The following is a 15,592-nucleotide window of genomic DNA, read 5'->3' as shown; positions in this document are numbered from 1 at the left end:
TATGAAATATATTGAAGTTTTTGATAAATATGTAAAGCTGTTGGAAGAAAAAAACTTCAAGGATGCAAAATCGAATATACTCCTGCTTATATACGAGATATTCGATTTTGATTTTTCAAAATGGACGATGTATAAGTATGATGAGATAGAGGATATATCAAAGCTTGATAAATTGAATGAATATGTGGAAAAAAGGCTTGGTCATATGCCTATACAGTATATTTTAAATAAGGCATATTTTTGCGGACTTCCACTCTATGTCAATGAGAATGTACTTATTCCGAGATTTGATACGGAAGTACTGGTTGAAGAAGTTTTAGCGCTTTCAAAAAAAGATAAGAGTAAAAGAATACTTGATATGTGTACCGGTTCGGGAGCTATAGCTATTGCATTGAAAAAGCTTGGAGAATTTGACAGAGTTGATGCTCTGGATATATCGGATAAGGCACTTGAAGTTGCAAAAAGAAATGCAAAAGAGCTGGATTTGGATATCAATTTTTTAAAGAGCGATATGTTTTCAAGCTTAACATCTGAAATTAAATATGATATCATAGTATCCAATCCGCCGTACATACAGAGCGATGTTGTAGATACTTTAGAAAATGAAGTAAAGGATTTTGAGCCTAGGCTTGCGCTTGACGGAGATGCTGACGGCATGAAATTTTATAAAATAATTGCCGAAAACTATGAGGACTATTTGGCAGACAACGGAGTATTGGCTCTTGAAATAGGCTATGATGAAGCGGATGATATAAGAGCTTTGTTTGAAGGCAAAAATGTAGTGATAAAAAAGGACCTGGCAAATTTAGACAGGGTAGCGATAATATACAGTTAAATAAAATAAATCATAAGAGGAAAAGATGTTTGATAATTTAGAAGATATAGTAGTACATTATGATGAAATCATGGCGGAGCTTGCAAGCGGCGATGTGGCAAATGATCAGAACAGATTCAGAAAGCTGATGAAGGAGCAATCGGATCTTGCGCCGCTGGTGGAAACTTACGGAGAATATAAAAAAGCAAAGCAATTACAGGTGGATGCACTTGAAATGCTTGAGATGAATGATGAAGAAATGAAGGAGATGGCAAAGGAAGAGCTTGCCGAGGGTAAGAGACTGGAAGAGGAACTTTCCGAAAAGTTAAAGATTTTGCTTTTGCCAAAAGATCCTAATGATGATAAGAATATAATGCTGGAAGTCAGAGCCGGAGCAGGCGGTGACGAGGCGGCATTGTTTGCTATGCAATTGTATCGTATGTACACTCATTATGCGGAATCTCAAAACTGGAAGGTCGAGATGATTGATGTTAATGAGAACGGTATAGGCGGATATAAGGAAGTAGTGGCAATGGTAAGCGGTAAGGGTGCTTATTCAAAGCTTAAGTATGAGTCGGGAGTTCACAGAGTACAAAGAGTACCTGAGACAGAGTCGGGCGGAAGAATACATACTTCTACAGCATCTGTTGCTGTAATGCCTGAGGCTGAGGAAGTTGATGTACAGATTGATATGAATGATGTCAGAATAGACGTTATGAGAGCCAGCGGAAACGGTGGACAGTGTGTCAATACTACAGACTCTGCAGTTCGTCTTACTCACTATCCCACAGGTATTGTTATCTACTCTCAGACAGAAAAGAGCCAGTTACAAAACAAGGAAAAGGCATTTGCACTTCTTAGATCAAAGCTTTATGAGATAGAGCTTGAGAAAAAGCAAAGTGCGGAAGCGGCTGACAGAAGAAGCCAGATCGGTACAGGTGACAGATCGGAAAAAATCAGAACTTACAACTTCCCACAGGGAAGAGTAACAGATCACAGAATAAATCTTACCTTATATAAACTTGATAAGATAATGAATGGAGACATTCAGGAACTTATAGACGGCTGTATTGCGGCGGATCAGGCTGCAAAACTTGCAAAACTTAATGAACAATAGGAGGCTATCATGGAAATAAAGGATTTAGATTGGGGAAATATAGGTTTCAACTACAGAATTACTGATTACAGATATGTCAGCAATTTTAAAGACGGAAAATGGGATGATGGAGAGCTTCTGACAGACTCAAATGTTACGATAAATGAGTCGGCAGGTATTTTACAGTATTGTCAGGAAGTTTTTGAAGGTTTAAAGGCATACAGAACAAAGGACGGACATATAGTTACATTCAGACCTGATCTAAATGCAAAGAGAATGCATGATTCAGCTAAAAGGCTTGAGATGCCGCCGTTTGATGAGGAGAGATTCCTTGAAGCGGTGGACAAGGTAGTACTTGCAAATGAAGCGTGGGTACCTCCTTTCGGTTCGGGAGCAACACTTTATATAAGACCTTATATGTTTGCTTCATCACCTGTAATCGGAGTTAAGCCGGCTGCAGAGTATCAGTTCAGAATGTTTGTAACACCTGTAGGCCCTTATTTTAAGGGCGGTGCAAAGCCTATCACAATTACTGTAAGTGAGTTTGACAGAGCAGCACCGAGAGGTACGGGACATATCAAGGCAGGGCTTAATTATGCTATGAGCATACATCCTCTTATGGAAGCTCATAGAAACGGATTTGATGAGAATATGTATCTGGATGCGGCTACAAGAACTTATGTCGAAGAGACAGGAGGCGCAAACTTTATCTTTATTACAAAAGATAATACGGTAGTTACACCGAAGTCAAATTCAATATTGCCTTCAATTACAAGAAGATCACTTCTTTATGTTGCAGAGCATTATCTTGGACTTAAGACAGAGGAAAGACCGGTTGCCTTTGACGAAATAAAGGAATTCAAAGAGGCGGGACTTTGCGGTACTGCAGCAGTTATTTCACCTGTAGGAAGAATCTACAGAGGAGAAGAAGTAATAAGCTTACCTGCCGGTATGGAAGGAATGGGTGAGATTACAAAGAAACTCTATGACACCCTTACAGGAATACAGATGGGCGAAATAGAAGCACCACAGGGATGGATAAGAAAAATAAAATAATGAAAAAGTTTAAAGTAAATATAAACAACGAAGTATTTGAATATGAAGAGAATACAAGTTATTTTGATATAGTAACGGAGCATAAGAAAAAGGCACTTTTAGTCAAGGTAGACTCTAAATTGCAGGAGCTGCATAAGACCTTAAAATCCGATATAAAACTTGAATTTGTTACTTTAAGTGATGCTATCGGGCGTTCCACATATGAAAGAAGTGCTGTACTTATACTTTTAAAGTCTATTAAAGATATATATGGTGAGAATATAAAACCTATTGTGGAATTTTCTACCGGAAACGGACTGTTTATCAGAATGAACGGTGAATCTGAGTTTGATATTGAAAAGATAGACAGCAGGATGAGAGAAATTGTCGATGAAAATATCAGAATAGAGAAGATGAGTGTTCATACCGATACTGCGATAAGGATATTTCATGATGCAGGTTTTTTTGAAAAGGAAAAACTTTTTAAGTTTAGAAGAGTGTCCAGAGTAAATATATATAAGCTTGAGGACTATATAGACTATAATTACGGCTATATTGTTTATTCGACAGGATTTGTAAATAAATTCAGCCTGACAAAATACAAGGACGGTCTTGTTCTTATCATACCTAAGAAGGATAATCCCGAAGTGGTGGAAGAGTTTGTACCTGAAGAAAAAATCTTTAATGAGCTTAATAATGCCAGTAAGAATGCTGAAGATATGGGAGTTGCCGATGTAGGTTCTCTAAATGAGATGATTGCAAACGGTATGACTAATGAAATGATCCTTATTTCTGAAGCATATATGGAAAAGAAGATTGGAGATATTGCGGATGATATCGTAAAAAGAGGCAATGTAAAACTTGTTATGATTGCAGGTCCGTCTTCATCAGGAAAGACTTCATTTTCACATAGACTCAGTATACAATTAAGATCTCACGGATTAAAACCTCACCCGCTTGAGGTGGACAATTACTTTAAGAACAGAGAAGATACACCGAGAGATGAACATGGTGAGCTTGACTTTGAATGTCTGGGTGCAATGGATATTGAAAAGTTTAATGAAGATATGTTGGCTCTTTTGAACGGGGAAGAAGTGGAGATTCCAAGCTTTAATTTCAAAATCGGGCAGAGAGAATACAACGGAAACTTCTTGAAGCTTGGCAAGGATGATATTCTCGTTATAGAGGGTATACACTGTTTGAATGATGAACTTTCATACAGATTGCCTAAGGACAGCAGATATAAGATATATATAAGTGCACTGACTCAATTAAATATAGACGAGCACAATCGTATACCTACTACAGACGGCAGATTACTCAGAAGAATGATAAGAGATGTCAGAAAGAGAGGCACTTCACCTACAAAGACAATTTCAATGTGGGATTCTGTAAGAAGAGGGGAAGAAAAGTATATTTTCCCATATCAAAGCAGTGCGGATGCCACTTTCAATTCGGCTCTAAACTACGAGATTGCGGTTATAAAGCAATATGTTGAGCCGGTATTATTCAGTGTACAAAAAGACAGCAAGGAATACCCTGAGGCAAAGAGACTTTTAAAGTTCCTTGACTATTTCCTCGGTATACCAAGTGATAATGTACCTTCGAATTCTATTTTAAGAGAATTTATAGGTGGAAGTACATTTAACGTATAAAAAAAATTCAAAAGGGGATGTCCGGAAGTAAAATCGCTTATTTCCGGGCATCCCCTTATCATTATTTAAATTTTGATACAAAATTTTGTATTTTCATTGTAGGTGAGAGACTCTTACCTATTGAAACATCATGGTTATATGAGTTTATAATAGCGGCTAGATACTTTGTCATATCTGCTTCAAGATACCATGGCTTTGTAAGAAGCTCCGGATTTCTGTAATGTACATTTGTAGTACAAACATAGTCTATAAGTCCTAGATTATGGAACTCATCAAATTTATCAAGACCGTTTGTGAAAAGTCCGAATGTAGCACAGATAATTATTCTCTTTGCGTTTCTCTTCTTAAGCTCTTTTGCAGTATCAAGCATACTTTCACCGGAAGAAATCATATCATCCATGATAATAACATCCTTGCCGTCCACACTGCTTCCAAGGAATTCATGAGCAACTATAGGGTTTCTGCCGTCGATTACCTTTGAATAATCACGTCTCTTATAGAACATACCCATATCTACACCAAGGTTATTTGCCAGATATACAGCTCTGTTCATAGCACCCTCATCCGGGCTTATGATCATCATATCGTCTTTATTTACCTTTAAATCCGGTACATTTGCAAATAATGCTTTTACAAACTGATATGTAGGCATGAAATTGTCAAATCCTGTAAGAGGAATAGAGTTTTGTACTCTCGGATCATGAGCATCAAATGTGATAATATTACTTACGCCCATATCCACAAGTTCCGCAAGTGCCAGAGCACAGTCAAGGGATTCTCTTTTTGTCTTTTTGTGCTGTCTGCTCTCATATAAGAAAGGCATGATAACATTGACTCTTTTTGCATTGGCAATACTTGCACTGATAATTCTCTTAAGATCCTGATAGTGATCGTCAGGTGACATATAATTTGTAAAACCGTTCAGCTTATAGCTGAGAGAGTGGTTTAATACATCCACCATTACAAATACATCTGTACCACGAACTGACTCTTTTATTATGCCCTTGGCTTCACCTGAACCGAATCTTGGACAGGCAATATCAAGAAGATAATTATCACAGTCATAGCCCCTGTAATGCAAGTCCATTTTACTGTTCATAAGCTCAGTAGTATCATTTCTTCTGAACTCAACAATATAATCATTGACTTTCTTGGCAAAATCATAGCAGCTTTCAAGAGCGGCAATCTTTAGAGGCGCTATAGGCAATTGATCTCTAAAAACAAAATCGTTTGGCATTTCTTTCTCCTAGGTACTTAAGACTTGTAAGAGTTATAAAAAATAAACTATTACAAATATTATTATTCATTTACGAAGATACTATACACTATTAAAAATATGAAGTCAACAATATAACTTTCAATCTCTTGACTATAAAAATTTGATTTTTAAATAGAAATTGTTTAAAAACTAACAATGTTATGTATACAATTTATTTCAAAAATTGAAAGAATGATTTCTTGCTGAAAGAGAGTATTTTTTAATGAATTTTCTTGTTATAATTCATCTATAAAATAATGATACTATAATTGGGAGGGAAATATATGAGAGTCATAGATGATTTAAATAAGGACTGGCTTTTCAAAAAGAATATTGAAGTCACCGACAAACTTATAATAGATGAGAGCTTTGATATGATCAATGTTCCCCATACCTATAACGGTTTTGACGGACAGGACGGCGGAAATGACTACTATAAAGGAAAAGCTGTATATGTAAAGAAGCTTATCAGACCGCTTGTATCACCTGAGAGTGATTTTATCTTAAATTTTGAAGGCGTAAATTCTATAGCAAGAGTATATATTGACGGTGAGTTTGTACAGGAGCATAGAGGCGGATATTCAAGATTCAGAGTTAATATCACGAGATTCTTTGAAAAAAAAGACGCTCTTATGCTGGCTGTAGAAGTGGATAATGCCAATCATTCCGATGTATATCCTCAGATGGCTGATTTTACATTCTATGGTGGTATATACAGAAATGTAAGTCTTATATCGGTGCCTAAGACAAGATTTGATATAGAATATTATGCAGGAAGCGGAGTTTCTGTTACTTCAAAGATAGACGGTGATGATGCAATAATTGACATTACCGCCTATGTAAAAGATCCGGACGAATCGGATATGGTAACGGTTGAGGTAAAAGATGGTGACAGTTATGAGGATGTAGGTTTTGTTGTCGCACCTGCAAAGAAGATAACAAAGCTGAGCATGAAGATAGATGATGCTCATCTTTGGAACGGTGTAGAAGATCCGTTCCTCTATAAATTGAGTGTAAAGCTTGTAAGACATAATGAAGTACTTGATAATGTAGAGGTAAATCATGGTATCAGAGAGTACTATGTAGACCCTGAAAAGGGATTTTTCTTAAATGGAAAGAGTCTACCTCTTAGAGGTGTGAGCAGACATCAGGACAGACTTGGAAAGGGTAATGCACTTGCAGAGCTTGACCATTTTGACGATTATGACCTGATAATGGACGTAGGTGCCAACAGTGTAAGACTGGCACATTATCAGCAGGATGATTACTTTTATGAGCTTTGTGACAGATACGGACTTGTAGTATGGGCTGAGATTCCTTTTATATCCGGAATGAATAAGGATCCAAAGGCACATGAGAATGCTATGGAGCAGATGAAAGAGCTTATTTATCAAAACTACAATCATAGCAGTATATGCTTCTGGGGAATTTCAAATGAGATAACGATTGCGGGAGATATTCCCGGACTTGCAGATAATTTGAGAGAGCTGGATGAACTTGTAAAGAGTATTGATAAAACAAGACTTACAACAATGGCTCAGGTATCAATGCTTCCTATGGATTCAGATCACAATCAGATCACAGATATACTGGCATACAATCTATACTTTGGATGGTATGGCGGAAAGTATACAGATAATGAAGTATGGTTTGATAAATTTAGAGCTATGCATCCAAACAGAGCTGTAGGACTTTCAGAGTATGGTTGTGAGGGTATTATAAGCTGGCATTCCAATACACCTGAATGTAAGGATTATAGTGAGGAGTATCAGGCACAGTATCATGAGCATATGGCAAAGCTTCTTGCTGAAAGACCTGAGATATGGGGCTCATATGTTTGGAATATGTTTGACTTCGGCTGTGATATGAGAGATGAAGGTGGTGTTAAGGGCAGAAACAATAAAGGTCTTGTAACCATAGACAGAAAAATAAAAAAAGACGCTTTCTATGTATATAAGGCATATTGGTCAGATGAGAAATTTGTTCACATCGCAAGCAAGAGATTTGCCATCAGAAGTGATGAAAAGATAAATATAAAGATCTATTCAAATATGGAAAAGGTAAAGTTGTTTGTAAACGGCACTGACCTTGGCGAAAAAGAAGGGAAAAAGACTTTTATATTTGAGAATGTAAGCCTTAATATGGGTGCAAATTATATAAAGGCGGTAGGCATAAGTGATGATGAAGAAATATCAGACAGAACCACATTTGTCAGAGAAAAGAAGCCTTTTGCCGGATATGTAAGACCTGCGGATGAAGAAGAAGCTGAAGAAGTTAAGAACCGGTTTGAGGATATGGACAAGGAAAGTCTTGATGTTAAAAAGATTGAGTACAATCCTGAATATTTCAGCATAAAGGATACTGTGGAAGATGTAGTCAGAAATGAAAAAGCAGGAGATATATTGGTATCTATTGTAAATCAATTTGGAACAATGAAGGTTAAAAAGAGCATGCTTGGTATAATGGGTGGCATGCTTGTAGAAGAAAAGTCTTCATTCTTCAGTCCTGATAAGGTGGATCCTGAACAGGTACTTGCACTTATAAATAAGAATTTGCAGAGAATAAAGAAATAAATATTTGTTTAAGAGGGCTGTTACCGTAAAAAGTAGTAGCTTTCTTTACTTTACAAACATATGTGAGATTGTTATTATAAGAGAGCAAGAGTAATGATTATGGTCATTTACTATTTACAAATGAATGGAGTAAGATGAATTTTCATATAATAAAGAGCGTTGCCAAAGGGTCTATAGCCGAGGAGATGGAAATAGAGCCGGGAGATAAGCTTATATCTATCGACGGCAATGAAATAAAAGATGTATTAGATTATAGATATTATATAAATGCCGAAGAGTTCACCATGGTGATTGAAAAGGCAAACGGTGAAGAGTGGGAGCTGGATATTGAAAATGACTATGAAGATATAGGACTTGAGTTTGAAGAGGGACTTATGAGCGATTATAAATCCTGTACAAACAACTGTATATTCTGCTTTATAGATCAGATGCCACAGGGAATGAGAGAGACGCTTTATTTTAAAGATGATGATTCCAGACTTTCCTTTTTACAGGGCAATTATGTAACACTCACAAATATGAAGGATGCAGATATAGACAGAATAATCAGATTTAATCTTGCCCCTATAAATATATCCGTACATACAACAAATCCTGAACTTAGAAAAAAAATGCTTCACAATCGCTTTGCCGGAGAATCACTCAGATATATAGATAAGTTATATGAGAAGAATGTTCCTATGAACGGACAGGTGGTTATGTGTCCGGGTTATAATGACGGCAAAGAGTTAAAGCGCACATTAAACGATTTATTAAAATATGCTCCTACAATGGAGAGTGTATCCGTAGTGCCGGTAGGTATTACAAAATTTAGAGACGATTTACCCAGACTGTCGCTTGTCGATAAAGCAAAAGCAATAGAGACTATAGAAATCATAGAGGATATTCAAAGAAAAGCTATGGAAAAATGTAATATGCATTTTGCACAGGCAAGTGATGAATTTTATCTGATTGCAGAAAGAGAAATGCCGGGTGAAGATACCTATGACGGATATATACAGCTTGAAAACGGAGTAGGGATGCTTAGACTTCTGAGTGAGGAAGTACAAGATGCGATAGAAACCTTGCAAATAGATAAAGAAGATATACAAAAGAAAGAAGTTATAAGTATTGCAACAGCCATTTTGCCTGCACATTCCATGAAGGAGCTTGCAAAAAAGATTGAAAAAAGGTTCCCTGCGAAGAAGATAAATTTCTATACTATAAGAAATGATTTCTTTGGAGAAAGAATCACTGTGGCAGGACTTTTAACCGGAGTTGATATAATAAATCAGTTAAAGGGTAAGGAACTTGGTGACAGATTATTATTGTCGGTAAATATGTTTAGAAGCGGAGAAGAGGTATTGCTGGATGATTTGACCAGAACCGATATTGAAAGAGAATTAAATGTCAAAACGGTTATTGTCGGTCAGTCAGGATATGATCTGGTTAATGCAATAGTTTCCGATAAGTATATAGAAGAAAATGCCTATAAGGCATATGAAAAAGGAGTTAATAATGAGTAAACCCGTAGTTGCCATTATAGGCAGGCCGAATGTAGGAAAATCTACATTGTTTAACGCCATAGCAGGGGAGCCGATTTCCATAGTAAAGGACACCCCGGGAGTGACAAGAGACAGAATATATGCTGATTGTACATGGCTAAATATGAATTTTACACTTATAGATACAGGCGGTATAGAGCCGGACAGCAGTGATATTATACTTTCACAGATGAGAGAACAGGCTGAGATAGCTATTGAGACGGCAGATGTAATTGTATTTATTACAGATGTGCGTCAAGGACTGGTGGATTCCGATTCTAAGGTTTGTGATATGCTTAGAAAATCAAGAAAGCCTGTTGTACTTGCTGTAAACAAAGTTGATTCAATGGCTAAATTCGGAAATGATGTATATGAGTTTTACAATCTTGGAATAGGAGATCCGATACCGGTATCAGCCGCATCCAGACTTGGAATAGGTGATTTGCTTGAGGCTGTGGCGGCACATTTTAAACATAAGGACACTGAGGATGAGGAGGATGATGACAGACCTAGAATTGCCATAGTCGGAAAGCCGAATGTAGGTAAATCATCTATTATAAACAGACTTACAGGTCAAAACAGAGTAATCGTATCGGATATTGCGGGTACTACCAGAGATGCCATAGACACTGTGGTTGTAAATAATAAACAGGAGTATGTTTTTATAGATACAGCAGGTCTTAGAAGAAAATCAAAGGTAAAAGAGGATATTGAAAGATATTCAATAATCAGAACTGTAACAGCTGTAGACAGAGCTGATGTGGTAATACTTGTCATTGATGCAAATGAGGGTGTTACAGAACAGGATGCAAAGATTGCAGGAATTGCACATGACAAGGGTAAGGGTATTATTGTTGCTGTAAATAAATGGGATCTTGTTGAAAAGGATAATAAGACTATTTATGAGTATACAAATAATATAAAGAGAATACTTTCATTTATGCCATATGCGGAGTTTGTCTTTATATCTGCACTAAGCGGTCAGAGACTTCAAAAGCTCTTTGAAATGATAGATATTGTCAGAGAGAATCAGACACTTAGAATACAGACAGGTGTATTAAATGAGATAATCTCAGAAGCTACAGTAATGCAGCAGCCGCCGTCTGATAAGGGTAAGAGATTAAAAATATTCTATACCACACAGGTAGCGGTAAAGCCGCCTACATTTGTTATTTTTGTAAATATAAAGCAACTTATGCATTTCTCCTATCAAAGATATTTGGAGAACAAGATTAGAGAGGCCTTCGGATTTAAGGGTACATCTATAAGATTTATTATCAGAGAAAGAGGAGAGGACGCCAAATAATGCTTAGAATTCTTCTGTTAATAATAGGTTATTTTATCGGAAATATTGAGACGGGATATATATTCGGAAAGCTCAATAAGATGGATATAAGAAATTACGGTTCAGGAAATGCAGGTGCTACAAATACTCTTAGGGTACTTGGTCCAAAAGCGGGACTTATAGTTTTTTTTGGAGATTTTTGTAAATCTTTGATCCCATGTTTGGTTGTAAGATATATTTTTAGAGATAATGTAAGTTTAAGTTATGTATACATGCTTTATATTGGACTTGGTGTGGTACTTGGTCACAACTTCCCTTTCTATCTTGGATTTAAGGGTGGAAAGGGAGTCGCTTCCACAGCAGGTATAATAATGGCTCTTGACTATAGAATTGCTTTTGTTTGTCTGGCTGTATTTATCTTGATAGTTGCTATAACAAGATATGTATCACTTGCATCGATAGTTGTAATGATTATTTTTATAGGTATGTCACATATGTTGGTAAAGACAAGCTATGGATTTACAGATGGAAGTTCTCCTATGGAGTTTAGACTTTTGATAGTTATTATCGGATTTTTATCAATATTTATGCATAGGGCAAATATTAAAAGATTACTTAGTGGGACTGAGAATAAAATAGGGAAAAAGGTGTGAAAATGAATATTTCAGTTATTGGTTCAGGTACTTGGGGTATGGCACTTGCAAGACTCCTATTTGATAACGGGCATAGTATAAAGGTATGGTCTGCAATTGAAAGCGAGATAAAGGAACTTAGAGAAACCCGTACACATAAAAATCTTCCGGGTGTTGTATTTGATGAAGCGATTCGATTTGAGACTGATTTGGAAGTTGCTATGGAAGGCTCCAAGATTTGTGTGCTTTCAGTACCTTCAATTTTCACAAGAAGTACTGCGAAAAGAATGGCACCGTTTTATGAAGAAGGACAAATCATTGTAAATGTTGCAAAGGGTATTGAAGAAAATACTCTTGAAATACTTACAGAGCAGATTTTGGATGAAATAAAGAATGCAAATGTAGCAGTACTTTCAGGGCCAAGCCATGCTGAAGAGGTGGTAAGACTTCTGCCTACTACATGTGTAGCCGGAGCAAATGATTTAAAGACTGCTGAGCTGATTCAGTCTGTATTTATGAGTCCGGTATTCAGAGTATATACTTCTACAGATATGTTGGGTATTGAGCTTGGCGGTTCACTAAAAAATGTTATAGCATTGGCGGCAGGTATCTCAGACGGACTTGGCTATGGTGACAATGCCAAGGCTGCTCTTATTACCAGAGGAATTGTTGAAATAAGCAGACTCGGTACAGCTATGGGAGCCAGAATAGAGACATTCTACGGGTTGTCAGGTATCGGTGATCTGATAGTTACCTGTGCAAGTAAGCACAGCAGAAACAGAAAAGCCGGTATGCTTATGGGACAGGGAAAGACCATGGATGAGGCTATGAAAGAAGTGGCAATGGTGGTGGAAGGCGTATATTCCGCAAAAGCTGCCAAGGCACTGGCAGATAAATATAATATCTGTATGCCTATTGTTGATGAGGTAAATGCCGTACTTTTTGAAAATAAGGATCCTAAGCAGGCGGTGGATGCACTGATGCTTAGAGACAGGATATCGGAGAGTATCAAGGGGATGTAAGATGAATAAAAATATAGATTACATGGCAACTAACTCGCTTGAGGATATAAAATCCTACCTTGGTACGGATTTAGAAGGACTCAGTGAAGAAGCTGTTCAAAAAAACAGGGAGAAGTATGGAGCAAATAAGGTAAAAAAGGAAAAGAAAAAGTCACTTGCCAAAAAGCTGGAGGAAGCTTTTATAAATCCTTTTACAGTCGTACTTGTTTGTTTAGCTGTTGTATCTACAGTAACGGATATTGTATTTCCGTTACTGCATATGTTCGGAAATACAAAAAAGGATTTTAATCCTATTACCGTAATTATTATTTTAACAATGGTATTTGTGTCCGGTGTACTTAGGTTCATTCAGGAGGGCAGAAGCGGTGATGCCGCAGAGAAGCTGCTTGCTATGATTAAAACCACATGTACCGTGACAAGAAAGAATAAAAATCATATAGAAATTCCTTTGGATGAAGCTGTAGTAGGTGATATAGTTTACCTTTCGGCAGGTGATATGATTCCTGCCGATGTAAGGATAATAGAAGCAAAGGATCTTTTTGTCAGTCAATCAAGCTTAAGCGGTGAGAGCGAACCTATAGAAAAGCTTGCCGGTGTCTGTGAAAAGAAGGACAATATCACAGAATATACAAATATAGCTTTTATGGGAAGCAGTGTTATATCGGGAAGTGCCGCTGCAGTTGTTATAGCGGTCGGAGACAATACGCTTTTCGGTTCAATGACTTTGGCAATATCCGGTGAGTCTGTGGAAACAAACTTTACAAAGGGAGTCAATGCGGTTTCATGGGTACTTATCAGGTTTATGCTTGTAATGGTACCCTTAGTCTTTGTTATCAACGGAGTAACAAAGGGCAACTGGATATCGGCATTTTTATTTGCCATATCGGTTGCGGTAGGATTGACACCTGAAATGCTTCCTATGATTGTAACAAGTTGCCTTGCAAAAGGTGCTGTATCAATGAGTAAAAAGAAGACTATTGTAAAGAATCTGAATTCTATACAAAACTTCGGAGCTATGGATATTCTGTGTACAGACAAAACAGGCACATTGACTCAGGACAGAGTAGTACTTGAGTATCATTTGAATATAAAGGGAGATGAGGATTCAAGAGTACTCAGATACGGATATCTTAACAGCTACTTTCAGACAGGTTATAAGAATCTTATGGACCTTGCCATAATTCAAAGGACTGAGGAAGAAGAGGAAAACGACTCACAACTTATTGATTTGTCGGAAAACTACAAAAAAATTGATGAGATACCTTTTGACTTTAATAGAAGAAGATTAACTACTGTAGTACAAAATAATGCAGGTACTATAAAAATGGTTACAAAGGGAGCGTTTGAAGAAATGCTTTCTATATGTTCTTTTGCGGAATACAACGGAAATGTTCAGCCTATAACAAATGACTTTAGACAAAGAATTCTGGAAACAGCAGACACACTTAATGAAAAAGGATTCAGAGTGCTTGCAATTGCCAGAAAAGATATAAAAAAGCAAAGTTGTAATGTTGAAGATGAAACTGAAATGATTCTTATGGGCTATCTGGCATTTCTTGATCCGCCTAAGGAGTCGGCCGCAAATGCCATAAAAGCGCTGAAAGAGCATGGAGTCAGAACAAAGATTCTTACAGGTGATAATGAAAAAGTTACAAAAACAATATGTAAGCAGGTCGGCCTTGAAGTAAGAAATATGCTGCTTGGCAGTGATATTGAAAAGATGGACGATGAAGAGCTTAAGAAAACGGCAGAGATAACAGACGTATTTGCAAAGCTTACTCCAAGTCAGAAATCAAGAGTGGTATCGGTACTTAGAGATAACGGACATACGGTAGGCTTTATGGGTGACGGAATAAATGATGCGGCGGCAATGAAGGTTGCGGATATCGGAATTTCTGTGGATACGGCTGTGGATGTGGCAAAGGAGTCTGCAGATATTATACTTCTTGAAAAGGATCTTATGGTTTTAGAGTCCGGAATCATAGAAGGACGAAAGACATTTGCAAACATGATAAAGTACATTAAGATGACGGCTTCATCAAACTTCGGAAATATGTTCTCAGTTTTGGGTGCCAGTGCACTTTTGCCTTTCCTGCCTATGGAGAGTATGCATCTTATTTTGTTGAATCTGATTTATGACTCATGTTGCAGTGCTATTCCATGGGATAATGTTGATGAAGAATTTATTAAGTTACCGAAAAAATGGGACGCTTCAAGTATAGGCAAATTTATGGTATGGATAGGGCCTACAAGTTCAATCTTTGACTTTGCAACATTTGCATTTATGTATTTTGTTTTCTGCCCGCATTTTGTAAGCCATGGAGTGACATATAATAATCTTGCAAGTCATTTTACCGGTGATGAGCTTAATATGATAAGAGCTTCTTATGTGGCAATGTTTCAGGCAGGATGGTTTGTAGAGTCGATGTGGAGCCAGTCATTGGTTATACATATGATTCGTACTGTGAAGCTTCCGTTTATACAAAGTCGTGCCTCCGCACAGCTTACATTACTGAACTTCTTCGGAATAATTTTTATTACAATTATTCCGTTTACTCTGCTTGGTAAAGTACTGGGATTTTCATCATTGCCTTTATCATTCTTTTTATTTCTTTTGCCATGTGTACTGGCATACATGATACTTGTAACAGCAGTAAAAAAGGCTTATATTCACTATCACAAAGAGTGGTTGTAACAGT

Annotated in this window: 11 protein-coding genes; 10 read left to right on the top strand and 1 reads right to left on the bottom strand. The window is 37.1% G+C overall.

The genetic code is table 11. The features are described 5' to 3' along the window. Position 1: 1 nt before the first annotated feature. The 4 genes from prmC to SBH76_RS01015 are packed head-to-tail and all read left to right on the top strand — an operon-like array spanning position 2 to position 4,600. Positions 2-835 carry a peptide chain release factor N(5)-glutamine methyltransferase gene (prmC, locus tag SBH76_RS01030; protein ID WP_317976461.1) on the top strand — a complete coding sequence of 278 codons (834 nt, stop codon included), beginning with the start codon at positions 2-4 and terminating at the stop codon, positions 833-835. Positions 836-860: 25 nt separating this feature from the next. Beyond that, positions 861-1,931, top strand: coding sequence for a peptide chain release factor 1 (prfA, locus tag SBH76_RS01025; RefSeq protein WP_034211643.1), 1,071 nt, complete (start codon positions 861-863; stop codon positions 1,929-1,931). A gap of 9 nt (positions 1,932-1,940) precedes the next feature. Continuing rightward, positions 1,941-2,966 carry a branched-chain amino acid aminotransferase gene (locus tag SBH76_RS01020; protein WP_282670294.1) on the top strand — a complete coding sequence of 342 codons (1,026 nt, stop codon included), beginning with the start codon at positions 1,941-1,943 and terminating at the stop codon, positions 2,964-2,966. Continuing rightward, positions 2,945-4,600: a nucleoside kinase gene (locus SBH76_RS01015; protein WP_331678061.1), complete on the top strand. Its 1,656-nt coding sequence runs from the start codon at positions 2,945-2,947 to the stop codon at positions 4,598-4,600. Before SBH76_RS01020 ends, SBH76_RS01015 begins: the two co-directional genes overlap by 22 nt. Before the next feature lie 61 nt (positions 4,601-4,661). On the opposite strand, the gene SBH76_RS01010 is transcribed toward SBH76_RS01015, so the two are convergent. Then, positions 4,662-5,837 carry a ribose-phosphate pyrophosphokinase gene (locus SBH76_RS01010; RefSeq protein WP_317976460.1) on the bottom strand — a complete coding sequence of 392 codons (1,176 nt, stop codon included), beginning with the start codon at positions 5,835-5,837 and terminating at the stop codon, positions 4,662-4,664. 305 nt (positions 5,838-6,142) lie between these two features. Here SBH76_RS01010 and SBH76_RS01005 point away from each other — a divergent pair, with 305 nt between their 5' ends. The 6 genes from SBH76_RS01005 (at position 6,143) to mgtA (ending at position 15,588) form a co-directional block, all read left to right on the top strand. Then, positions 6,143-8,431, top strand: coding sequence for a glycoside hydrolase family 2 protein (locus SBH76_RS01005; protein WP_317976459.1), 2,289 nt, complete (start codon positions 6,143-6,145; stop codon positions 8,429-8,431). A 134-nt stretch (positions 8,432-8,565) separates the two neighbouring features. Beyond that, positions 8,566-9,936: a DUF512 domain-containing protein gene (locus SBH76_RS01000; protein ID WP_317976458.1), complete on the top strand. Its 1,371-nt coding sequence runs from the start codon at positions 8,566-8,568 to the stop codon at positions 9,934-9,936. Continuing rightward, positions 9,929-11,260, top strand: a complete 1,332-nt coding sequence (gene der, locus SBH76_RS00995) for a ribosome biogenesis GTPase Der (RefSeq protein ID WP_009663943.1) — start codon at positions 9,929-9,931, stop codon at positions 11,258-11,260. Before SBH76_RS01000 ends, der begins: the two co-directional genes overlap by 8 nt. Further along, positions 11,260-11,892: a glycerol-3-phosphate 1-O-acyltransferase PlsY gene (plsY, locus tag SBH76_RS00990; RefSeq protein WP_317976457.1), complete on the top strand. Its 633-nt coding sequence runs from the start codon at positions 11,260-11,262 to the stop codon at positions 11,890-11,892. Before der ends, plsY begins: the two co-directional genes overlap by 1 nt. Positions 11,893-11,894: 2 nt before the next feature. Continuing rightward, on the top strand, positions 11,895-12,893 hold the full coding sequence (locus SBH76_RS00985) for an NAD(P)H-dependent glycerol-3-phosphate dehydrogenase (protein ID WP_009663973.1): 999 nt from the start codon (positions 11,895-11,897) through the stop codon (positions 12,891-12,893). Between the two features lies 1 nt (position 12,894). Further along, positions 12,895-15,588 carry a magnesium-translocating P-type ATPase gene (gene mgtA, locus SBH76_RS00980; protein WP_317976456.1) on the top strand — a complete coding sequence of 898 codons (2,694 nt, stop codon included), beginning with the start codon at positions 12,895-12,897 and terminating at the stop codon, positions 15,586-15,588. The last annotated feature ends 4 nt before the right edge of the window (positions 15,589-15,592 follow it).

Origin of the sequence: Lachnoanaerobaculum sanguinis (assembly GCF_033242365.1) — a bacterium.
GTDB lineage: Bacteria > Bacillota > Clostridia > Lachnospirales > Lachnospiraceae > Lachnoanaerobaculum > Lachnoanaerobaculum sanguinis.
This window is presented reverse-complemented; position numbering and strand designations above follow the sequence as displayed.